Origin of the sequence: Streptomyces sp. NPDC006393 (genome assembly GCF_040628575.1) — a bacterium.
Taxonomy (GTDB): Bacteria; Actinomycetota; Actinomycetes; order Streptomycetales; family Streptomycetaceae; genus Streptomyces.
In genome coordinates, this window is record NZ_JBEXZD010000132.1 from 1 (window position 1) to 21,937 (window position 21,937).

20 protein-coding genes and 1 pseudogene are annotated in these 21,937 nt (G+C 69.9%); 12 read left to right on the top strand and 9 right to left on the bottom strand.

The window, feature by feature from the left end; translation table 11 throughout:
- Positions 1–88 precede the first annotated feature (88 nt).
- A complete protein-coding gene (locus ABZ484_RS34030) occupies positions 89–664 on the top strand; it encodes a L,D-transpeptidase family protein (protein WP_358869833.1) in 576 nt (191 codons plus the stop codon).
- 216 nt (positions 665–880) lie between these two features.
- Here ABZ484_RS34030 and ABZ484_RS34035 read toward each other — a convergent pair whose 3' ends face one another.
- Entirely contained in the window at positions 881–1,336 is a 456-nt protein-coding gene (locus ABZ484_RS34035) for a MarR family transcriptional regulator (protein WP_358869814.1), read from the bottom strand.
- A 116-nt stretch (positions 1,337–1,452) separates the two neighbouring features.
- Here ABZ484_RS34035 and ABZ484_RS34040 point away from each other — a divergent pair, with 116 nt between their 5' ends.
- Complete coding sequence (locus ABZ484_RS34040) at positions 1,453–3,336, top strand: ABC transporter ATP-binding protein (RefSeq protein WP_358869815.1); 1,884 nt, start codon at positions 1,453–1,455, stop codon at positions 3,334–3,336.
- 155 nt (positions 3,337–3,491) lie between these two features.
- On the opposite strand, the gene ABZ484_RS34045 is transcribed toward ABZ484_RS34040, so the two are convergent.
- Positions 3,492–4,574, bottom strand: a complete 1,083-nt coding sequence (locus ABZ484_RS34045) for an NAD(P)-binding domain-containing protein (RefSeq protein ID WP_358869816.1) — start codon at positions 4,572–4,574, stop codon at positions 3,492–3,494.
- 58 nt (positions 4,575–4,632) lie between these two features.
- On the opposite strand from ABZ484_RS34045, the gene ABZ484_RS34050 reads away from it, so the two are divergent.
- Positions 4,633–5,055: a secondary thiamine-phosphate synthase enzyme YjbQ gene (locus ABZ484_RS34050; protein ID WP_358869817.1), complete on the top strand. Its 423-nt coding sequence runs from the start codon at positions 4,633–4,635 to the stop codon at positions 5,053–5,055.
- Between the two features lie 441 nt (positions 5,056–5,496).
- Here the strand turns inward: ABZ484_RS34050 and ABZ484_RS34055 are convergent, their stop codons facing one another.
- Positions 5,497–6,363, bottom strand: coding sequence for a tetratricopeptide repeat protein (locus ABZ484_RS34055; protein WP_358869818.1), 867 nt, complete (start codon positions 6,361–6,363; stop codon positions 5,497–5,499).
- A 265-nt stretch (positions 6,364–6,628) separates the two neighbouring features.
- Positions 6,629–7,381 (bottom strand): YcnI family protein, encoded by a 753-nt coding sequence (locus tag ABZ484_RS34060; RefSeq protein ID WP_358869819.1) that lies wholly within the window; start codon positions 7,379–7,381, stop codon positions 6,629–6,631.
- A 1,023-nt stretch (positions 7,382–8,404) separates the two neighbouring features.
- On the opposite strand from ABZ484_RS34060, the gene ABZ484_RS34065 reads away from it, so the two are divergent.
- Positions 8,405–8,911, top strand: a complete 507-nt coding sequence (locus tag ABZ484_RS34065; protein ID WP_358869820.1) for a DinB family protein — start codon at positions 8,405–8,407, stop codon at positions 8,909–8,911.
- Between the two features lie 272 nt (positions 8,912–9,183).
- Here ABZ484_RS34065 and ABZ484_RS34070 read toward each other — a convergent pair whose 3' ends face one another.
- The gene (locus ABZ484_RS34070) at positions 9,184–9,609 is read right to left on the bottom strand and encodes an arsenate reductase ArsC (RefSeq protein ID WP_358869821.1); all 426 of its coding nucleotides are present in this window, start codon (positions 9,607–9,609) and stop codon (positions 9,184–9,186) included.
- Between the two features lie 106 nt (positions 9,610–9,715).
- Between ABZ484_RS34070 and ABZ484_RS34075 the strand changes: the two genes are divergently transcribed.
- From ABZ484_RS34075 to ABZ484_RS34085, 3 genes and pseudogenes are all read left to right on the top strand, one after another.
- Positions 9,716–10,024: a metalloregulator ArsR/SmtB family transcription factor gene (locus ABZ484_RS34075; RefSeq protein WP_358869822.1), complete on the top strand. Its 309-nt coding sequence runs from the start codon at positions 9,716–9,718 to the stop codon at positions 10,022–10,024.
- Complete coding sequence (arsB, locus tag ABZ484_RS34080) at positions 10,021–11,112, top strand: ACR3 family arsenite efflux transporter (RefSeq protein ID WP_358869823.1); 1,092 nt, start codon at positions 10,021–10,023, stop codon at positions 11,110–11,112. The genes ABZ484_RS34075 and arsB overlap by 4 nt, the downstream gene beginning before the upstream one ends.
- Positions 11,109–11,260: pseudogene (locus ABZ484_RS34085) on the top strand (NAD(P)-binding protein); the annotation flags it as partial. The gene arsB and the pseudogene ABZ484_RS34085, both read left to right, overlap by 4 nt.
- 115 nt (positions 11,261–11,375) lie before the next feature.
- Here the strand turns inward: ABZ484_RS34085 and ABZ484_RS34090 are convergent.
- Both ABZ484_RS34090 and ABZ484_RS34095 read right to left on the bottom strand, forming a co-directional pair.
- Positions 11,376–11,750, bottom strand: coding sequence for a metalloregulator ArsR/SmtB family transcription factor (locus ABZ484_RS34090; protein WP_358869824.1), 375 nt, complete (start codon positions 11,748–11,750; stop codon positions 11,376–11,378).
- 76 nt (positions 11,751–11,826) lie between these two features.
- Entirely contained in the window at positions 11,827–12,213 is a 387-nt protein-coding gene (locus tag ABZ484_RS34095) for an NAD(P)-binding domain-containing protein (protein ID WP_358869825.1), read from the bottom strand.
- 106 nt (positions 12,214–12,319) lie between these two features.
- On the opposite strand from ABZ484_RS34095, the gene ABZ484_RS34100 reads away from it, so the two are divergent.
- From ABZ484_RS34100 to ABZ484_RS34120, 5 genes are all read left to right on the top strand, one after another.
- The gene (locus ABZ484_RS34100; protein ID WP_358869826.1) at positions 12,320–12,484 is read left to right on the top strand and encodes a hypothetical protein; all 165 of its coding nucleotides are present in this window, start codon (positions 12,320–12,322) and stop codon (positions 12,482–12,484) included.
- Positions 12,485–12,533: 49 nt separating this feature from the next.
- Entirely contained in the window at positions 12,534–13,913 is a 1,380-nt protein-coding gene (locus tag ABZ484_RS34105; RefSeq protein WP_358869827.1) for an NAD(P)-binding domain-containing protein, read from the top strand.
- A 1,040-nt stretch (positions 13,914–14,953) separates the two neighbouring features.
- A complete protein-coding gene (locus ABZ484_RS34110) occupies positions 14,954–18,181 on the top strand; it encodes a tetratricopeptide repeat protein (RefSeq protein ID WP_358869828.1) in 3,228 nt (1,075 codons plus the stop codon).
- Positions 18,182–18,221: 40 nt separating this feature from the next.
- The gene (locus ABZ484_RS34115; RefSeq protein ID WP_358869829.1) at positions 18,222–18,638 is read left to right on the top strand and encodes a hypothetical protein; all 417 of its coding nucleotides are present in this window, start codon (positions 18,222–18,224) and stop codon (positions 18,636–18,638) included.
- A 117-nt stretch (positions 18,639–18,755) separates the two neighbouring features.
- Entirely contained in the window at positions 18,756–19,595 is an 840-nt protein-coding gene (locus tag ABZ484_RS34120) for a lipase (protein ID WP_358869830.1), read from the top strand.
- A 320-nt stretch (positions 19,596–19,915) separates the two neighbouring features.
- On the opposite strand, the gene ABZ484_RS34125 is transcribed toward ABZ484_RS34120, so the two are convergent.
- Positions 19,916–20,914, bottom strand: a complete 999-nt coding sequence (locus tag ABZ484_RS34125; RefSeq protein ID WP_358869831.1) for a hypothetical protein — start codon at positions 20,912–20,914, stop codon at positions 19,916–19,918.
- A gap of 588 nt (positions 20,915–21,502) precedes the next feature.
- Positions 21,503–21,709: a hypothetical protein gene (locus tag ABZ484_RS34130; RefSeq protein WP_358869832.1), complete on the bottom strand. Its 207-nt coding sequence runs from the start codon at positions 21,707–21,709 to the stop codon at positions 21,503–21,505.
- Positions 21,710–21,937 lie beyond the last annotated feature (228 nt).

Here is a 21,937-nt window from a genome sequence, read left to right on the forward strand (position 1 = left end):
CGCGCCCCCCCCGGGGGTGGTGCCGAGACCGGGGGGCCCCGGGCGCACCCCCCGGCCCGTCCCGTCCGCGCGGCCGGCCCCGGCCCGGGTGCCGGGCATTGGTGAACGGCTGTGGCAGCAGGTGCCCGTGGGCACCCGTCAGGTGGTGGCGGTGTACGGGGAGCGCGAGGACTCCCCGGACTCCACGCTCGTCCTCTACGAGAAGCGCGGGTCCGCTTGGCACCTCATCCGCAGTTGGCCGGCGCACAACGGCAAGCGGGGCTGGACGACGAACCACAAGGAAGGCGACGAACGCAGCCCCGTGGGTGTGTTCACGCTGTCCGACGCGGGCGGCATCCTCGACGACCCGGGTTCGCTCCTGCCGTACACCCAGGACGAGGAGGCCTTCCAGACCCCGTACTACTGGGACGAGGCACACTGGCACGACTTCGACTACGTCATCGCCATCGACTACAACCGCCTGCCGGGCACCCGTCCCGACGACCCGACCCGCCCCCTGGGTCAGAAGAAGGGCGGTGGCATCTGGCTGCATCTGGACCATGGTGACGGCACGTTGGGCTGCGTCAGCGTGCCGGAGTCCGCGATGGAGTATCTGCTGCGCAGACTCGACCCGGAGGACACCCCGGTCGTGGTGATGGGGGACAGGGCCAACCTGCGGGCGTAGTCACCCGTCCACCTGCCCGACCGCGCGTCGGCGCGGCTGCGCGCCAATGCGGCTGCGTGCCAATGCGGCTGCGCGCCGATGCGGCTGGGCGCCAATGCGGCCGTGTGCCGAAACGGGCGGAGTGCGAAAACGGGCGGAGTGCGAAAACGGTGGTGTGCCAACGCAACGGCCGGCCCCTCAGGTGAGTTCGACAGGTCCGGAGGCAAGCCCGGTGTCTCAGCAGCCGCCCCCCCGTGCCGGTGCCGCGCCCACCAGTGTGTCCAGCAGTCCGCCGAGCGCCTCGCGCTGTTCGCCCGTCAGCGGTGCCAGGATCTCCGCCGCCGCGGCCCGGCGCGCGCTGCGCAGCTCTCGCAGAGCAGTGCGTCCGTCGTCGGTGAGTTCGACGCGGATCACCCGGCGGTTGACCGGGTCGGGAACCCGGCGCACTTTGCCGCTCGCCTCCAGCGCGTCCACGAGCGTGGTCACCGCACGGGGCACGACCTCCAGGGACGCGGCGAGGTCCGCCATGCGCGGCGGCTCACCGAAGTGCGCGAGGGTGCGCAGCAGCCGGGACTGGGCCGGTGTGATGCCCAGGGCGTGCTCCTCCAGATGGCGCTTCTGGATGCGGTGCACCCGCCGGGTGAGCCGCAGCAGCTGCTCGGCGAGGAGGCCGTCGGGATCGGGGCTGGTCATGCGGGAACAATATCAGGACCAGGTTCATTATGAGCATAGGTAACAATGAGCTAGGATCCGTGAATCATCGCCGGCCGCACGCCAGGGCAGGCGCCCGCCCACCCCCGTAGGAGCCCATGCATCCCGACCGCCAACCCACCTGGACCCCGCCCCCCGACGCCAAGGACCAGCCCCGCCAGGTCCGGCGCATCGTGCGACTGTTCCGCCCCTACCGGGGCCGGCTCGCGATCGTCGGCCTGCTGGTCGGCGCCGCCTCGCTGGTCTCCGTCGCCACGCCCTTCCTGCTCAAGGAGACCCTCGACGTCGCGATCCCGCAGGGCCGCACCGGACTGCTGACCCTGCTCGCCGCGGGCATGATCCTCAGCGCCGTCCTCACCAGCGTCTTCGGGGTCCTGCAGACCCTGATCTCCACGACCGTCGGCCAGCGCGTCATGCACGACCTGCGCACCGCCGTCTACGGCCGGCTGCAGCGCATGTCGCTCGCCTTCTTCACCCGCACCCGCACCGGCGAGGTGCAGTCCCGCATCGCCAACGACATCGGCGGCATGCAGGCCACCGTCACCTCCACCGCGACCTCCCTGGTCTCCAACGTCACCAGCGTCGTCGCCACGATCATCGCCATGATCGCCCTGGACTGGCGGCTCACGATCGTCTCGCTGATCCTGCTGCCGGTGTTCGTGTGGATCAGCCGCCGGGTCGGCAACGAACGCAAGAAGATCACCACTCAGCGCCAGAAGCAGATGGCCGCGATGGCCGCGACGGTCACCGAGTCGCTCTCGGTCAGCGGGATCCTGCTCGGCCGCACGATGGGCCGCTCCGACTCGCTCACAGCGGGCTTCGCCGAGGAGTCCGAGCGCCTGGTCGACCTCGAGGTCAGGTCGAACATGGCCGGGCGCTGGCGCATGGCCGTCATCACGATCGTCATGGCCGCGATGCCCGCGGTCATCTACTGGACAGCGGGCATCGCCCTCCAGTTCGGCGGCCCGCAGGCCTCGCTCGGCACGATCGTCGCCTTCGTCTCGCTCCAGCAGGGCCTGTTCCGCCCCGCCGTGAGCCTGCTGGCGACCGGTGTCCAGATCCAGACCTCCCTCGCGCTCTTCCAGCGCATCTTCGAGTACCTGGACCTGCCCATCGACATCACCGAGCGCGAGCGGCCGGTGCGCCTCGACCGCGTCAAGGGCGAGGTCCGCTTCGAGGACGTCACCTTCCGCTACGACGACAAGGGCGGCCCCATCCTCGACGGCATCGACGTCACGGTCCCGGCGGGCAGCAGCCTCGCGATCGTCGGCCCGACCGGCGCGGGCAAGTCCACCCTCGGCTACCTGGTGCCGCGGCTGTACGACGTGACCGGCGGTCGCGTCACCCTGGACGGGGTCGACGTGCGCGACCTGGACTTCGACACGCTCGCCCGCGCGGTCGGCGTCGTCTCGCAGGAGACGTACCTCTTCCACGCCTCGGTCGCCGAGAACCTGCGGTTCGCCAAGCCGGACGCCACCGACGACGAACTCCGGGCGGCGGCGAAGGCGGCCCAGATCCACGACCACATCGCTGCCCTGCCCGACGGCTACGACACCGTCGTCGGCGAGCGCGGCCACCGGTTCTCCGGCGGCGAGAAGCAGCGCCTGGCGATCGCCCGCACCATCCTGCGCGACCCGCCGGTCCTGATCCTCGACGAGGCCACCAGCGCCCTGGACACCCGTACGGAGGCCGCCGTGCAGGAGGCCATTGACGCGCTGTCCGCCGACCGGACCACGCTCACCATCGCGCACCGCCTGTCCACCGTCCGGGACGCCGACCAGATCGTGGTCCTCGACTCCGGGTGCGTGGCCGAACGCGGCACCCACCAGGAACTGCTCGAGTTGGACGGGCGGTATGCGGCGCTGGTCCGCCGGGACGCCCGGCTGGAGCCGGCGGACGGGGACACCGAACGGGAGGCCACGAGCCAGGACGCTCGACAGGAGCCCACGAGCCAGGACGCCCAACTGGAGCGGTCCGGCTGACGAAGTCCCCGGAGGCACCGGACGGAGGCCCGAGGCACCGAGACCTCGAGACGCTCGCAGGCGTCAGCCTTCGAGAGTCCCGCGTCAGGCACAGGCCTCTCGCCTCCCGGACGCCCGCGTCAGGCGCAGGCCTCTCGCCTCCCAGACGGCCCGCGTCAGGCGGCTGCGGCCGGTTCCTGCGCCGCGAGCAGCCGCCGGATGTCCCGTACGGCCGCGCGTCCGGCCCGGTTGGCGCCGATGGTGCTCGCCGAAGGCCCGTAGCCGACCAGATGGATCCGGGGATCGGCGATCGCCCGGGTCCCCTCGACGCGGATGCCGCCGCCCGGCTCGCGCAGCCCGAGCGGTGCCAGGTGACCGAGCGCGGCCCGGAACCCGGTCGCCCAGAGGATGACGTCGGCCGGAACGCGCTGCCCGTCCTCCCACTCCACCCCGTCCGGTGTGATCCGGTCGAACATCGGCCGGCGGTCCAGCACCCCGTCCTTCAGCCCCTGCCGGACGGCGTCGTTCAGCGGCAGTCCGGTGACCGAGACGACACTGCGGGGCGGCAGCCCCTGCCGTACCCGTTCCTCGACGAGCGCGACCGCGGCCCGGCCCAGGTTCTCGTCGAACGGACCCTCGCGGAAGACCGGCGGGCGCCGGGTCACCCAGGTGGTGGCGGCCGCGTACGGCGCGATCTCCAGCAGGTGCTGGGTGCCGGACGCGCCGCCGCCGACGACGATCACCCGCTGCCCGGCGAACTCCTCGGGACCCGCGTACCGGGCGGTGTGCAGCTGCCGCCCGCGGAAGCTCTCCTGGCCCGGATACCTCGGCCAGAACGGCCGGTCCCAGGTGCCGGTCGCGTTGATCAGGGCACGCGTGGACCACACACCGTCCGAGGTCTCCACGAGCAGTCGCCCCCCGATGCCCTCCCGTACGGCCCGTACGTCCACAGGGCGCCGCACCCGCAGGTCGAACGCGCGCTCGTAGGCGGCGAAGTACTCGGCGACGACCTCGGACGACGGCCGCGCGGGATCGGCGTCCGTCAGCTCCATCCCCGGCATCGCGTGCATCCCGTGCACCTTGCCGTACGTGAGCGACCGCCACCGGAACTGCCAGGCGCCGCCCGGACCGGGGGAGTGATCCAGCACCACGAAGTCACGGTCCGGTTCGAACCCGGTGCGCCGCAGGTGATACGCGCCCGACAGCCCGGCCTGACCGGCCCCTACGACGACCACCTCGACCTCGCGTGTACTGTCCACGTCAGCCCTCAACCGTGCCGGGAGCGGGGATCTTCCCGGGATCAAGGAGGATGGGGGCATGTCACATGCCTTCACCACCCGAGTGCTGAACGTCGCCTCCGGCTCACGGGAGACGGTCGTCGACCTCACCCGCGACTGCGAGGCGTTCCTGCGGGAGACCGCCGACGGCCGTGACGGCCTGCTGAACCTGTTCGTGCCGCACGCGACCGCCGGGATCGCGCTCATCGAGACCGGCGCGGGCAGCGACGACGACCTGCTCGCCGCTCTGCACACCCTCCTGCCCGCAGACGACCGCTGGCAGCACCGCCACGGCAGCCCCGGCCACGGCCGCGACCACGTCCTGCCCGCCATCGTCCCGCCCCACGCGACCATCCCCGTCCTCGGCGGCCGACTGGCCCTGGGCACCTGGCAGTCGGTGTGCCTGGTGGACACCAACAAGGACAACCCGAACCGCCAGGTGCGGCTGAGTTTCCTGGGCTGACTGGGTGTGACGGAACCGTAGCGCTGAATCCCGGCCGCACCGAACGCATTCCGGCCCGTGCGCGATCAGACCACGAGCGGCACCTTCCTCGCGGGGTGTTCGGGTAGCGGGCTTGGACCCACAGCCTCTTCGTCCCGAACGAGGTTCGGTTGTTGATCTTGCCGGTCGCACTTCCAGCCCCGGCACAGACCTGACGGGTGACGGTGAGGCGGATGTGGTGGCCCGGATGGTTCGGGTGTGCTGCGGTACTCGCGTACCGCCCCTTCGGCAGCGTTCCCGGGTTTTCCTCAGAATCATTCGGCGGGGTCGGCAGTGACGGCCGCTGCGCGGTGGCCGCTGCGGGGCGCCGATCCGGCTGGGACGCCGCGGGGTGAAGCTGGATGCCACGGTCCCGCACCAAGGTCTGCTCCGGGGGCCTTTTCCCTTGTGCCCCGGGGGGAGTCAACCAAGCAGCTCCAGTCCGTTCCAGCTGCGTCCGCCGCCCGTGGCCCACGCATCCAGTAGCTGCCGGGCCTCGGTCTCAGGGGCGGCCAGCCAGACAGTCTGTGAGCCGCCGTGTGTCGGCACGCCGGCCTCGTCCCAGTCGACCCGGCCCTCGCTGCAGCATGCGCACAGTATGTGGAAGCTGCTCGCCGGCTCGGCGCCGAAGTCCCGGGCGAAGAATGAAGCCACCAGGGCGTCGACGTCGGATGCATCCGCTGCAATTACGGTCGCATGCAGCGTCGGCAGCGAAGAGGCCTCGAAGAGCAGCAATTCGTCGAAGACAGCGACGCTCTGGCCGTTGTACATCCGCTCGCCGGTCGGCTCCCCATCGTGCACGACGATCTCGCCGAAGCGACGGCCTTTCGTGGCAGGGACGTTCATCACGCGTCCTCGCGTCGGGCAGAGCCGCTGGATCCAGACCACCTCGCGCTCGCCACCCGCGTCCAGCCGTACGCACGCCGGGCCGAAGGCGCCGTTGATCTCTCCCTCGCCCTCCGGCATCGGGATCCCGAAGCCCTCCCAAGCGTCACGGGCGGTCGCCCAGTCACGCTGGATCGTGGCAGCGACCCCCAGGTTCCAAAACGCCGGGTCCTGCTCGCCGCGCGGCGAGCGGGCGGCAGCCTCACGGCCGAGCTCGTAGGCCTTTGCCCAGTTACGCAGAAACTTGTACGCCAGTGCTGCGTCGTACCACCACACCGCGCTGGGGCCCTCGTCCGGATAGTGCGCGAGGACCTGCTCGTACAGCTCGGCGGAACGCAGCCACTCCTCCGCCTCCCACATCTCGCGAGCCCGTTTTAGCAACTGCTTCGCCTCGGACTTCTCCACGCCCCTGCCCCTCCCTCTGACCCGGCAGGGAGTTTCGCACGACGACTGAAGAGGTGCTGGAAGAGGGTGTCAAAACGGCTGCGTCCAGGGAAGTGGTGTACGGGTTCGACCTGATCCGGGGCCAGCGAGTCACAGGCCGATAGCAAATCTGCTACCGACTTCCGACCTTCTACTTCGCGCGTCCGCCGGTGTTCGTCGGCCTTGTCACGCAGTCAGACACTCACTGAGACGGCTTGGCGCGGCGGCCCGACTCGGAGGAGCAGGGTCAGGCTGTGGTCCGTCGGCGGCTGGCGAACACGCCGTACGCCAGGCCCGCAATACCGACGACGATGCCGACGATGCCGAGGACGCGGGCGGTGGTGTCACTGCTGCTCATGTGGTTCATGGCAGTGGTCATGGTGTTCTGGGCGACGGGCGCGGAGGCGTCAGTGGCCTTCTGGGCGGCGGATGCGGGGGCCTCGCTGTCGGCGGCAGCGGCCAGCTGCAGCACGGGCGCCGGGTTGTCGGGCTCGGCCTGGCCCTTCTGCGGCACCTCGATCCAGCGGACGACCTCCTTGTTGGAGTACGTCTGCAGCGCCTTGAAGACGAGCTGGTCGGCATCCTGGGGAAGCTGGCCGATGGAGACCGGGAACTTCTGGAAGTAACCCGGCTCGACGCCCTTGCCGTCGGCGGTCCAGGTCACCTTGGTGACGGCCTCGGAGATCTCCTTGCCGTGCACCTTGATCGGCGTAGCCAGCTTGGACTTGGTGATCTGGATCTTCCAGCCGTCGACCGGCTGCGGCGCTACCGAGGACAGCGGGTGGTCGGTGGGGAAGTTCACCTCGATCTTGGTGGTCGAGGCGTTGTCGCGCTCGTTGGGAACCTTGAAGTCAACGACGGTGTAGCCGCCCTTCGCCGGCGTGCCCTCCGCCTGCACGGTGACGTGCGCGAACGCGGGGACGGACACGGCGAGCACAGCCGTGCCCGCGAGGGCGCCGACGGTTGCCAGACGAGAGGTCTTGCGGCTGATGGCCTTCATGACAGAGAGCGCTCCACATCGAGTCAGTGCCAGTGGTCACCGGTGCATTCCCAAGCGTGACAGTGGTGAAGAACAACGCGCGAGCGCATACGGGTGACCCTGTCCGGAGACGGACACGCGCGTTTGCCGCACGGCAGCGGCCGCTCCCTTCGGGCACGGACCGGGCACGAGTGCCTTTTGATCCGTAGCTGTATATGGACCGGTCGGTGAGGGGCATACCGGTCGCTACCAGACTGCGGAGGGACGCTAACGCAGGCGATCGCTGGGGTTGCGGTACCTGGCCCCTGTACCGCAGTCCCCCGGCGAGGGTGACCATGCAACGGCATGCGCTGGAAAAGCGGTTGGCCGGTGACGACGAGGCGTCCGCGGCTGCTCTGACCGCCCTCCGCAGCGGCGCCACCTACCACGTGTGGGCTACGGCGCATCCCGCACAGCAGCATGCCGGGGTCTTTGCACGCCGACTTCGGCGCATGCGGCTGCACGGAGTCGAACCTCTCGGGCTGGAACGAATGGTGCGGCTCCTCCGCGAGCATGGCCGACCGGTGCGCAGCTTCTTGTACGCCGCGGTTCCGCCAGCCTCGACACCGCGCACGGTCAGGTAGCCGAGCCCGCCAATGCCGGCGAGCAGCACCTTCGGGCCTCCGACTCGCTTCGCGGTGGTCGTGACCCACTGGTAGCCGCCGAGATTCCCAGCCTGGTCTCCTCATGACCGATGGTTCGGCGAACGTGCCACCACGGTGGTCACCCGGCTGCTGCGTGGTCGACCGCCCCAAGCGGGAGAGCTCGACGACGGTGAGCTGGTCCCGGCAAGCAGCTGCCCGGTGCCCGGGTCGGTGAGGTTCTCCTCTCACTCCGGACGCTTGGCCCCGTGCTTGCCCAGGGCCTGTCCTGCGGATCATGCCGGGCGGCCCACCGGCGCTGAATCGCTGTAGCGACCCGCCGGACAAGGAACTGGGCGGAGCAGGTTGCGTCCGTCGATAAATACCTCGACATCGGGCGCGGTGATCGGGGACGCTTCGCGCGATGACCAGAATCGATGACACGCCGCCTGCGTGGGACGAGCGAACTCAGCTCACCACGTTTCTCGACTACGCACGTGACACCGCGCGCGCCAAGTGCGATGGCGTCTCCGCGGAGAACGCACGCAAGGCGCTCCTTCCGGGCTCACCGCTGATGACGATGAGCGGAGTGATCAACCACCTCCGTTGGGTCGAGTACTACTGGTTCCAGGTGGTCTTCCTCGGCGAGGAAGACCGGGGCCCCTGGACCGAGGAGGACCCCGACCGCGAGATGCGTATCGCCGTCGACTTCCCGCTCACGCAGTTGCTCGACGAATACGCCGAACAGAGCGCCCGCTACCGCGAACTGGTGGCCGGGAACGGCCTGGACAAGCAGGCTCAGCGAGCCATCCGCAACGGCCTCCACGTCGACCTGCGGTGGATCCTCCTTCACCTCACCGAGGAGACGGCCCGCCACAACGGCCACCTGGACATCCTGCGCGAGATGCTCGACGGCACGACCGGCGATTAGATCCAGCGGAGATCACGGGAGGAGCCCGAGTCGGATCGAGGCGCCCGTCTGATCGCGCAGTGTCGCGGTCTCGGCCTGTTCGCGGATGGGAGCTGATCATCTCTGTCGGGCCGGTAGGGCCGTCATCGTGTCCCCAAACGCGAGTGGCGGACCAGGACTCTGCGCGGTGGGGTGGTGGCGCTTCAACCCGCGACCTACTCCGCCGCCGTACAGCAGCGAGCCGCCGGCGGGGTGAGAACCGACGTTGTTCACCCCGCTGGTGGCGGTGAACGTCAGCCCTCGTGCTCCGCAGTGGCGTCGATCTCGGCGATCAGCGCCTCGATGCGAGTCTTGATCTCGTCGCGGATGGGGCGGACGGCCTCGACGCCCTTGCCGGCAGGGTCCTCCAGGGCCCAGTCGAGGTACTTCTTGCCGGGGAAGATCGGGCAGGCGTCACCGCAGCCCATGGTGATTACGTAGTCGGACGCCTGGACGGCCTCGGTGGTGAGGATCTTCGGCCTGGCCTCGGAGATGTCGATGCCGACCTCCTCCATGGCCTCCACTGCGGCGGGGTTCACCCGGTCACCCGGGATGGAACCGGCGGAGCGCACCTCGACTCGGTCGCCCGCGAGGTGGGAGAGGAATCCGGCGGCCATCTGGGAACGACCGGCGTTGTGGACGCAGACGAACAGCACGGAGGCGAGCGGGCTGGAGGACATCGGTTCTTGCCCCTTCAGGCTGTGGTCCCGACGGGAGGTCGGGACAGAACTCGCTGAGATCAGCTCGGACTGGTATCAGCCTCGGCTGATGTGACAGTATCAGTCCATGATGACGTCAGTCGACACTGATCTGATCCGGGTACTGGCCGACCCGCTCAGGCTTCGGATCGTGACTCTGCTAGCCCGCGAGACGCTGTGCACCACCCATCTGGTGGAGGAGACCGGTGCCAAGCAGACCAACCTCTCCAACCACCTGAAGGTGTTGCGCGAGGCCGGCGTGGTGGAGACCGAGCCGTGCGGCCGGTGGACCTACTACAAGCTGCGGCCCGACGTCATCGAGACCCTGGCCGGGCAGTTCGCCGATCTCGCCGCCACTGCCCGCGCCACCGCCGACAACAAGAGGGCCTGCCCGTGATCCGCACCGAAGCAGCCGCGCCGCCCGGGGAAACCTCGGTCGTCGCGAAGCTGTCGACCCTGGACCGCTTCCTCGCCGTCTGGATCCTGCTCGCCATGACCCTCGGCCTCGGCCTGGGTCGCGCCATCCCGGGCCTGAACGACGCCCTGGCCAAGGTCGAGATCGGCGGCATCTCTCTGCCCATCGCCGTCGGCCTGCTGATCATGATGTACCCGGTCCTGGCCAAGGTCCGCTACGACAAGCTCGACGCTGTCGCCGGCGACAAGAAGCTGATGGTCTCCTCGCTGGTCATCAACTGGCTCGTCGGCCCGGCGGTGATGTTCGCGCTGGCGTGGATCTTCCTGCCGGACCTGCCCGAGTACCGCACCGGCCTGATCATCGTCGGCCTGGCCCGCTGCATCGCCATGGTCGTCATCTGGAACGACCTCGCCTGCGGCGACCGCGAGGCCGCCGCCGTCCTCGTCGCCCTCAACAGCGTCTTCCAGGTCCTGGCCTTCGGCCTGCTGGGCTGGTTCTACCTCGACCTGCTGCCCGGCCGGCTCGGCCTCGGCGACGGTCGGCACCTGGACATCTCCATGTGGAAGATCGCACTCAACGTCGTCATCTTCCTCGGCATCCCGCTCATCGCCGGGTTCCTCACCCGCCGCATCGGCGAGCAGAAGATGGGCCGCGAGTCCTACGAGGCGAAGTTCCTGCCGAAGATCGGTCCGTGGGCCCTGTACGGGCTGCTCTTCACGATCGTCCTCCTCTTCGCCCTGCAGGGAAGGACGATCACCTCGCAGCCGCTGGACGTCGCACGGATCGCACTGCCCCTGCTGGCGTACTTCGCGATCATGTGGTTCGGCACCTTCGGGCTCGGCAAGGTGATCGGCCTGGCCTACGACCGCACCGCCACCCTGGCGTTCACCGCGGCGGGCAACAACTTCGAGCTGGCCATCGCCGTTGCCATCGCCACCTTCGGCGTCACCTCCGGCCAGGCCCTCTCCGGCGTCGTCGGCCCCCTCATCGAGGTACCGGTCCTGGTCGCGCTGGTGTACGTCTCGCTGGCCTGGCGCAGGAAGTTCACGGCGCAGCAGCCGGCCGTATGACACAGCGCACCGACGTGGTGGTGTCGGCGGCGGCCAGGCAGGTCTCGCAGTCGGCTACCACCTGCGCCGCCCCGGCGTTGACTTCGTCATCCTCGATGCCAACCGCGCGACGGGCGGCGCGTGGCAGCACACGTGGGATTCTCCGCACCGGTGAGGTTGGGGAACTCGGCCAACTGCGCGCGGTCCAGGCAATATCGACAGCCATGGCGTCATGGTGCCGCACGCCACCGACAACGCCTGGCCCTCCGAATCGGAGCTGACTGTCAGGCTGCGGTCGACGCCTGGGTCAACAACTGACCCATGGCGGCCAACACGGCCGGCTCCACCCGGTAGTAGACCCAGGTGCCGCGGCGCTCGGAGGTCAGTAGCCCGGCCTCCTTGAGCTTCTTCAGGTGGTGGGAGACGGTCGGCTGGGAGACGCCGACGTCGGAGATGTCGCACACGCATGCCTCGCCGTCCTCGTGTGAGGCGACTGCAGAAAACAGCCGGAGCCGGACCGGGTCGCCGAGAGCCTTGAACATGCGGGCGGCCGTCTCGGCCTCCTCGGCGGTCATGGGTCGTTCGGTCAGCGGCGGGCAGCACGGTGCCACACCCTGGCTGTCGGGTTCGAGCAGTGGCAGCACCTTGGCGTTCGACATACATCTATGTTGACACACATCGAAGCAGGCGGGCCAGGGTCATCGGCACCTCAGGTGGGCGGCCAGGTGGCGGCCGTCATCGATGACCGTCATCGATGACGCGCTGAGTCGGGGGCTCCCGCAGCAAGCCGCCCATCTGTGCCGCGTCGAGGCCCGTATCCCTCAGCCAGAAATGCAGGTCCCCACCGAGGATCCACTGACGGGCGAGCTGCACCGGGGCGCGGCTCGCCAGGGTGACCCGAGAGGGGCCGGCGAGCTCGGCGGCGATCTGCACTGCGGAGTTTCCTGCGCCCATCACCGCGACGCGTTGACCGGCGAAGGGCTCTGGCGTGCGGTAGCGGGCGGCGTGCAGCACCGCGCCGCTGCAGTAGTTCAGAGGGGGAAGGGCAGGGCGGTACGGGTGGCCGAAGGTGCCGGAGGCTGCGACCGCGGCCCGCGTTGAGAGACGGCCGCCGTCTTGCATCTCCAGTGCAACCCTGGATTCGATGGATATCTATGTTGACGTCTATCGATACAGGTGCCATGCTTGCCGCTCAAGACATCGACAGGAATCGAAACAGGGAGTCCGCATGGCCGCCTGGGTCCGAGGGTTCCTCGCCCGCTCCACCGCCCGGCACCTGGCCGGCGTCCGGTTCTGCGACAGCTGCTCGGAGGTGTGCGACGCCGCGTGCCGGGCGGGTGCCGAGCGCCGCAGCGTGCACCTCGCGCTCGCCACCCACGCTCCCCTCCGCTGAACCACCCGCTGAACCACCCGCGCCCCAACGACATCGAGGAACAGCCGCCATGGAAAAGCAGAACCTGCCCGTCGTGGTCATCGGAGCCGGACCGGCCGGCCTGGCCGCCGCCGCCCACCTGGTGGAGCGCGGTATCCAACCGCTCGTCCTGGAAGCCGGCAGCACAGCGGGCAGCGCCGTACGCCAGTGGAGTCACGTGCGGCTGTTCTCCACCTGGAGCGAGCTCACCGACCCGGCCGCCGAAAAGCTCCTCGCCCCGACCGGCTGGGTCAAGCCCGACCCCGCCTCCTACCCCTCCGGCGGTGACTGGGCCGACCGCTACCTGCAGCCGCTCGCCGACGTCCTCGGCGACCGCGTGCGCACCGGCGCCCGGGTCACCGGCGTCTCTCGCACCGGCCGCGACCGGATCGTCGACGCCGACCGCGAAGCCCAGCCCTTCGTCGTCCACGTCACCCACGCTGACGGCCGCGAGGAACGGCTGTTCGCTCGGGCGGTCATCGACGCCTCCGGCACCTGGACCATCCCCGGTCCCGCCGGCGGCAGCGGCCTGCCCGCCCTCGGCGAGCACGCGGCCGCCGAGAAGATCACTTACCGCGTCCCTGACCTGAAGGACCCGGCGGTACGGGCACGGTACGCGGGCAAGCGCACCGCCGTCGTCGGCTCCGGTGCCTCCGCCTTCACCGCACTGGCCTACCTCGCCGACCTCGCCAAGACCGACGACGGCACCGCAACGCACGCGGTGTGGATCCTGCGCCGTGGCATCTCCGGCTCGACCTTCGGCGGTGGCACCGCCGATCAGCTCCCGGCCCGCGGCGCCCTCGGGCTGGCGGCAAAGGCAGCCGTGGACGACGGCTACGCGGACGCGGTCACGGGCTTCCGCACCGAGGTGATCGAGCGCGACAGCGACGGCCGCCTGGTTCTGGTCGCCGAGGACGGCCGTCGCCTGGAGCCGGTGGACGAGGTGATCGTGCTGACCGGCTTCCGGCCGGACCTGTCGTTCCTGTCGGAGATCCGGCTCGGCCTGGACGAGCGCCTTCAGGCCCCGATCGAGCTGGCTCCGCTGATCGACCCCAACCAGCACTCCTGCGGCTCGGTCCACCCGCACGGCCACCGCGAACTGGCACACCCGGAACAGGGCATCTACCTGGTCGGCATGAAGTCCTACGGCCGCGCCCCGACGTTCCTCGCCATGACCGGCTATGAGCAGGTCCGCTCCGTCGTGGCCGCCATCGCCGGTGACACCGAGTCCGCCGACCGCGTCGAACTCACCCTCCCCGAAACCGGGGTGTGCGGTGGAGCGGGCCTGTTCGACGCCCTCGAAGCAGACCAGAGCGGCGGAGGGTGCTGCGCTCCGGCACCGCAGCTGATCCAGCTCGGCACGAAGGCATCTGTCGAAGAGGGCCCGGCGGGCGGCTGCTGCGGCTCGTGACCAGTCTCCACACCCACCAACACGGGGCCGCGACCGGAACAGGGGACCGGTCGCGGCCCCGCGCTCCTGCTGCCCTCTGCCTCACGCAGGTCACCGGCATCTTTGCGCCACTGACTGCACTGCTCGCAGACCCCTTCACATGGCGGCGCACCCACCTCGTGCTCGCAGCAGTCCGCCGGGAACCATTGACAGCAACTCGAGCGTCAGCCTCATGTATGAACAGACAGCTGGGCCCAGACCCCGCTCGAGTCAGTTGCCTTGTCCTGTTGGTGACTGTCTGTGCCGGTTACGGCGTCTACCGTCTGTCGCGCGAGGCGCGCAGGACGTGCCGGCTGCTGAAGCGGGAGCACCCCGGATTCTTTGATCTGTGGACGTGGGAACCCGTCCTTTCTGTCGCCTCGGTCGCGGTCGCCGGCCTTGGGGTGTGGGCTGTGGCGGCGGTCCTTGTCCGCCCGGCTCATCAGGCCCGAGTGAGGCTCGCGGCTCCGTCAGCGGCGCTTGCTGTCGCTCTTGTGGCCATCGCGCTCGTCCACTTCGCCGTGATCGGCACCCCGACCGGAGTCGCCAGCGACAACAATGTCTGCTCGCTCGACAACGTGCCACCGTGGTGGCCCAGATGGCTCCCCGCTTGACCGGCCCGCGCGTCATCGTCCGAGGCTCGACGGACGGTGGGCGTGGAGTTGTCCGGTCTTGGTCCACCGGCTTCCAAAGGCCTCCACCACGAGAATCCCTCAGCTCCGGCGCATCAAGAGGAGCCGTTCGAGGCGGCCTTGGAGATGGGTGATGAGGAGGACGGGCGCTCCGGTGGTGTCTGTCACGGACGTGACCCTCGCCACCGCTCGGCCGATACTGACCCGCCATGGGGAACGCGTACGCTCTGTGCTGGAGAGCGAGACATCCAGCCGGCCCGCAGAGGGGACTGAGATGAAGGCACGCAGTAGCCCGTCGGTGCGGCAGACTTCTTCGGTCCGGGCCATGCCCCGAAGCGGCAGGGAAAGGTCGACGGTCACCGTTGGCCACGAGAGTCGGCGGGTCCCGCGGTGACGGACTTAACCTTCGAGGCGACAGGGACCGGATCCGTCGCCGCCCACCACATCGGGACAGCGATCACCGGCCCGGTCACCGTTCTGACGGGCGAGTTGCTGAACTCGGCGCGCGATGTCCAGGCACCTGCCGGGCTCACCAACCTGCCGCCGCTTCCTCTGTGTTTCGGCCGCACAAGCGAGCTGGGCCGGCTGCGCGGCACGCTCGGGCCGCGGGCCACCGGGACCGCCGTCGTCCAGGGCCTCGGCGGCGTCGGAAAGAGCACCCTCGCGCTTGCGTATGCCCACAGACACCGTCGCGACTACACCGTCGTGTGGTGGATTGCCGCCGGATCGCCCGTCCACATCGAGCAATCGCTGGCCGACCTCGCTCTGCGACTGATCCCCGTGTGGGCCGGCAGCGCATCCACCGAAGAGCGCGCCGCCTGGGCGAAGTTGTGGCTGCAGTGGCATCCGGGGTGGCTGCTGGTCTTCGACAACGTCGAGGATCCGGCCGATCTGCGGCCCTACGTCAGCACGCCCAACGGCCACGTCATCGCCACCAGCCGACGGTCAGCCGGCTGGCCGACCTCCGTCGCGACGCTGGCACTCGACGTACTCGACCTGGCTGCGGCGAGCGAACTTCTCTGTAGGCAGGTGCTCGGCGCGACTCCGCCGACCCACCGTCAGATGCAGGAGATCCGGGCGCTCTCCGCTGACCTGGGGCAGCTTCCCATCGCACTCATGCAGGCCAGCGCCTACCTTGCGCAGAATCCGACGATCGGCATCGAACGTTACCGCCGAAGGCTGGTAGGCGCGTTGGACAAGGCTCCCGAAGGTGTGGACCCGGAACGCACCGTCGCCCGGATCTGGCGCCAGACGATCAGCACCCTCACGGAGCGCAACCCCCTGGCAGTCTCCGTCCTGTCCACGTTGGCGTGGCTGGCCCCCGACGACATCCCAGTGGAACTGCTGACCCCGATCGCCGACGACAGCGACGACCTTCACGAGGCCCTCGGGGTCCTTGGCGTCTACTGCATGGTCTCCCTCACCCGGGACACAGTGAGCGTCCACCGACTTGTCCAGGCCACCCTCCGGAACCAGTCGCCCCCTGAAGGCACGGCGCCGGCCGGCCGGCTGGAGGCCGAACGGCTACTGTGCGCCGCGGTCGTCCCGCTGGGAGAACCGCCCAGCTCTGGCCGGTCACCCGCCTGGGATCGGCTGCTCCCGCACCTCGTCGCCCTCGCCGCCACCACTCCTGACGGACACGCTGACACCTTTCCCGCCGGACGGTACGCGAGCGCTGCGGGCTATCTCCAGGGCCTCGGCCACGACGCCCGCGCCGTTCCGCTGCTCACGGCGGCCCTCGCCGGCTGCGAAGCGCTCGCCGGCGCCGAGCACGAACTCACCATGAAGGTGCGCGCGAACCTGGCCAACGCCCACCACGGAGCCGGGGACTTCGACCGGTCCATCGCGATCCTCGAACCGATGGTCGCCCAGTGCGCGCAAGTCTTCGGCGACTCTCACCCGGGGACGCTGACCGTCAACTCCAACCTCGCCAACTCCTACCGTGACGCCGGCGACCTTGCCCGTGCCGTAGCACTCCACGAGGAGACGTTGGCCCGGCGTAGGCGAGCACTTGGCAGCGACCACCCCGACACTCTCGTCAGCTGCGCTGAGCTGGCCCGCACCTATCACGCGTCCGGCGACCTGGATCGCGCCGTCTCCCTGCACGAGGCGACCCTCACGCAGTACGAGCGATCCCTGGGACCGACCCATCCTGCCACGCTGACCAGCCGGCAAGGCCTGGCGGCGGCCTACCTCGCCTCAGGCGACCTGTCCCGTGCCATTCCGATGTACACCGCCGTCCTCGCCCAGTGGCAGAAGGCGCTCGGCGACAGCGATCCCGAAACCATCACCAGCCGGGGCAACCTCGCCTACGCCTATGCGATCGCCGGACGCCCCGACCAGGCGGCACGTCATCTCGAAACGGTCCTGGCCCGGTGCGAGGAGGTGTACGGCGAGGCGCACCCGGAGACCATCACCGTCCGCGCGAACCTCGGCTGCGCCTACCGTGACGCCGGGAACCCGTCCCGTTCGCTGCCACTGCTGGAGACCGCGGCCGCTCAGAGCGCCCACCTGCTCGGCGACGACCACCCCCAGACCCTGACCACCAGGAACGGGCTGGCGCAGGCCTACCAGGCCGCCGGAGACGCCGGCCGGGCGATCGCCCAGTACGACAGCATCCTCGAGCACCGTGCCAGGCTGCTCGGCGAGACCCACCCCCACACCCTCGCCACCCGAAGCGGCCTCGCGAAGGCCCACCTCGCGGCGGGCGACCCAGCTCGCGCCGTCCCGCTGTTCGAGACCGTCGTCGCCCAGTGCGAGCAGGTCTTCGGCGGGTCCCACCCGGACACGCTGGCCAACTACATCAGTCTGGCCGACGCATTGCGCCAGGCGGACGATCCGGCGCGGGCCGTGACCCTCGCGGAGACGACACTGGAACGGTGCATCCGGTCGCTGGGCGAGGACCACCCGCACACCGCGGTGTGCCGGAGCAACCTGGCCACCGCACACCTCACAGCCGGCGACGCCCCGCGCGCCGTCCAACTCCTCGAAGCCACCGTGCGGAACTCCAGTCTCATCTTCGGCGACACGCACCCGCACACCGTCACCAGCCGGACGAACCTGGCCGCCGCCCACCTCGAGTCCGGCAACGCGGCACAGGCGGTCGCCGTCTTGGAGGGAGTCCGCGCGCAACTCGCGTCCGCACTCGGCGTCACCCACCCGCAAACACTCCGCTGCACCACCACGCTGGCCCGCGCGCACGGCAGGTCCGGCGGACTCGCCCGGGCGACCGAGCTGCTGGAACACAGCGTCGCGCTCACCGAGAAGGAAATTGGCGCCACCCACCCGGACACACTCGAGCAACGGCAGTACCTGGCCGAGATCTACCGGGCCGACGGCCGACCCGATCTGGCCGTGCCACTGTACGAAGCCAACCTCGCCCATTGGCAGCAGACCCTCGGCGACCACCCGAATGTCCTGAGCGCCCAACTCACCCTGGCGGACACCCACCAGGAGGCCGGCGCACACCGGAAGTCGATCGCCCTCTATCGCGCAGCCCTCGACCGGATCGAGCCCGTCATGGGCCCGGAGAACCCGCTCGTCACACAGATCCGCGCAAGGATCGACGCAGCCGAGGCGGAGTTGCCGCCTGCGCGCCGGCTGGGCGGCGTAGTCTGAGCCCTTGCCTCGATCAATGGCAGGAACGCGGGGGTGGGTTGTGGAAGCGGAGATCGTGCAGTTCCTGGAGCAGGCAGGGCCGTATCTGAGCGCGGCCCTGGGCGCCTATGGTGCGGGGGTGCTGGCCCGAGCTGAGGACGCTGCGGTGGGAGCCACGGCGAACGCAGGGCGCAGTATTTTGCACGCGGTGTGGCGGCGCCGGAGCCCGGCCGGACGTCCCGAGCTGGAGGCGGCGGTACGTGAGGCGGCCGAGGGGCCGGAGGACACCGATGCCGCGGCCGCGCTGCGTCAGCAGATCAAGCGGACGCTGAGGGAGGATCCGCAGTTGCTTGCCGAACTGGCCGCCCAGCTTCCCGCAGCCGGTGCGGTGACGATCACCGCGTCCGGTGAGCGGTCGATCGCCGCACAGACGATCGGCACGGCCGTCACCGGAGACAACACCAGGATCCGTCCGTGACCCCACCCCGACCATGAAGTTCTTGCCGCCTACGCCTTCCGATTTCCTCTATGGGACAATTCGGGCATAGGTGGGAGGTGAGGTGCCACGGGTACTCCCTTCAGGACGCAACTGTCGGTGCCAGGACTGTCGCCGGTGCGCGGCCTCGGTGTCGAGGCCGGCCGGGCCGCGGTGCGCCTGGCCCGGCTGCCGCTGGACGTCGCCGTGGAGGGCGTCGGGCAGCTGACCGGGCGGCTTGGCCATGCCCGGCCCGCGCGGTCGGAGGACCGAGACGAACTGTGCCCCACTGAGCCGGGGATCCCGGTGCTGCTGGTGCACGGTCTGGCCGACCGGGAGTGGGTCGTCTCCTCCCTGGAGCGGGGTCTGGGCGGTTGCGGCGCCGGCCCCTTCGTCCCGGTGAGCTACAACGCGCTCAGCCCGGACATCCGTACGGCGGCCCGGGTGCTTGCCGACCAGGTGGAGCTGGCGCACAGCCGGAATGAGGGCAGGCCTGTGTTCCTGATCGGATACAGCCTTGGTGGGCTGATCGCCCGCTACTACGTCCAGCGGCTCGGCGGGGACGCGTACGTACCGTTGGTGATCACGCTGGCGGCGCCGCACGGCGGCACCGTGACGGCTCTGCTGGCCCCACCGCATCCGCTGTTGCGCCAGCTACGGCCGGGAAGCGAAGTGCTGACCGAACTCGCCCAGCCGGCCCCCGGATGCCGTACCCGGTTCGTGGCCTTCTACAGCGACCTGGACGAGGCTGTCGTACCCGCTGCCAGGGCCCGCATCGACCATCCCGACCTGAAGGCCCGCAACGTCCTCGTGCCCGGCGTCGGTCATCTGACGCTGCCGCTGCACCAGCCGGTCATCGACCAGATTCGCTCGCTGCTGATCGCAGCAGGGCAGGCCGTGGCCGCGGATTCTCTGTGCACCCGTGACAGCGGGGACGAATCGGAGGACGCTGAAACGTAGCGGGTATGAACGTCAGGGTCTGTGCGGACCGACACCATGGCCCTTTCACGCAGTTCGGGCAGCGGCATGGGGGTACGCCCATTGCGCCCCGAGGACGAGCCGGTCGCGGAAGCCGTCGTCAGCGTCGGACCCGACCGCACCGCGATGGTGGACTGGATCGAGACGTGTCCCACCCACCGTGGCCGGGGTCTTGGCCGCGAGCCGCTCGGCGAGGCCCCCGAGCCCCGCAGTCAACCGCTTGAGTCCTGACCGCGGGGCCGACGGGGCAAGGGGGGCCGGCCGGGGCGCGACGCCGGGTGTCCCGCGCGAGCCGCACCAGGTCAGGCGGGCACTCGTTCCGCGGCCGGTTCGGCGGCCCTGATGAGGATCGGGGAGCGTGCCTGATGGCGGCGCTCGTATTCCAGGACACGCCGACATTGGCTCGGTTCGGCGTCACTGAGCCGCTTGAGGACCTCCTCCTCGGTCATGCTGTCGTATCCGGGCCAGGGCACCGGCCCGAGCAGCGCGGCGATACGGCACAGGACAGCGGGGCGGCGCGCGTGGGAGCGCTCGTAGGCGCCGACGATACCCAGGTCCGTCTGCGTCAGGTGCGGGAGCCGGTCGACGATCATCTTCGTGCTGAGCCGGCGGTAGTCGGGGATCGGCAGTTCGTCGTCCGAGATGAGGGCTCCCCGCGGTTGCCCCTGGAGCCGGTCTGCGCCCGGCATGCGTTCGGCCGTCTCCCGCAGCCAACTGCTCCACTCGCGCACCGCAAGGGCGGCACCGCCGACGCTCAGATCGGCTGTGTTCTCGGTGGCCGCCACCGCGGCTTCGGCGTGCTGTTCAAGGGCCCCGGCGAGCTCTTCCAGCGCCTCCTCGTCGTCATGGCGGACGGTGCTGAGCAGCTCGGCGCTGACGGCGTCCTCGGCCTGCCGGGCGATGCGCTCGGCGGCCCGGCAGACGGCCAGGGCCAGCGCGGTGACCGCATACTCGTCCTCGGCGTTCTTGAGCAGCCGCAGCTCCGTCGCCGCTCCGCGGCTGCGGAACACCGCCGCCGGGACCGACAGCGCCATGTCGAAGGGCAGCCGGGCCGCTTGCCCGGTGAGCTCCCAGGCACCCCCGAGCACGCTCTGCACCAGCCCGCGGGGCTGCAAGGTATCCAGGCGTTCGTCGATGCGGTACATGTGGCCGCGGGCGTCACCGAGGCGGCGCTCGAGGACGTCCCGGTGTTCACCGGGTGGCGTGACGGCGAGGTGGGCTTTGAAGCGGTCGGCAAGCTCCGCTTTGGCGTCGCGGACCTCGCGCAACGCCGGAACGAGCAAGTCTGTGGCTACGGACATCACGATTCCTTCGGCTGGTCCGATGCTCGGGAAGAAGGGGGGCTGGAAACCGGCCCCCGCCCGCACGCATACCGTGCCTCGAAGCGGCCACGTCCGCATTGTTCGCTTTTAGGTGCGAATATCGGCCAAGTGTGCGAGTCGGGTCCTGGACTTGGAGCGAAAGCCCAGCTCCCGGCGGTACTTCGATACGGGAAGGCGGTGGCCCTGCGTGTCGTGCGTTGCTGTGTGTGCGCTGAGCCGTCCGGGGGTTGGTCGGTTCTGACCGCCTCGGGGCTCGCCGTGTCGACTGCACGTGCCGAAGAGTGTCCGGCGGTGCTTCAAGTGGCGGGTGCCTATACCCAGGTCTGGAGCAGCGGAGGCGGTGAGGGAGCCACCACCGTTCGCGCGGCGGGCGCCGCCTGGAGCTGCCAGGAACACGAGGGCGCCCCGAACCGATACCAGCAGTGTGTGCATGCAAGCGACACCAGCCGGTGGGTCACCCTGACGTCATAACGGGGCTGTCGGGCAGCGGAGACGGTTCGACCGGATGGCGGCAGCCGGCGCCGAAGGCTGTACGTCCGCTGTCGCACGTCGCTGCTGCCCGTCGGGTCATCCGGGCGAAATGTTCGGCATGATCTTCATGATCGCGTTGTGCTTCTTCCAGTGGATGCCGGTGGACCGCCGGGCGTCGGACGTACCGTCCTCATGGTGTCCCGGCTGCCGTTGGTAGGGGCCCGAGTTCCCTTGGTGCAGCCCGGAGACGTGTCCGGGGGCGTCGGGCTTCACGTCAGGCTTGCCGACCCTGATCCCGCCCATCGTCTGCTCCTTTCCATCGTGCGCATCGTCGTTCGGTCAGCTCCGCGAGGAGCTGCTCCGCGGCGCGGCCCCATGTGGCCGCCGTCGGAGAGGTCTCGTCACTCCGGCCGGGGCGGCGGGGGCGCCCGATGCGGTCAGGCTCGCCAGTGCGGGTCGTAGCCGCTGGTCAGCTCTTCCTCGTTGTGGCGCCACTTGGGTTCCTTGTTGACGGCCATGCTGGTGATGCCG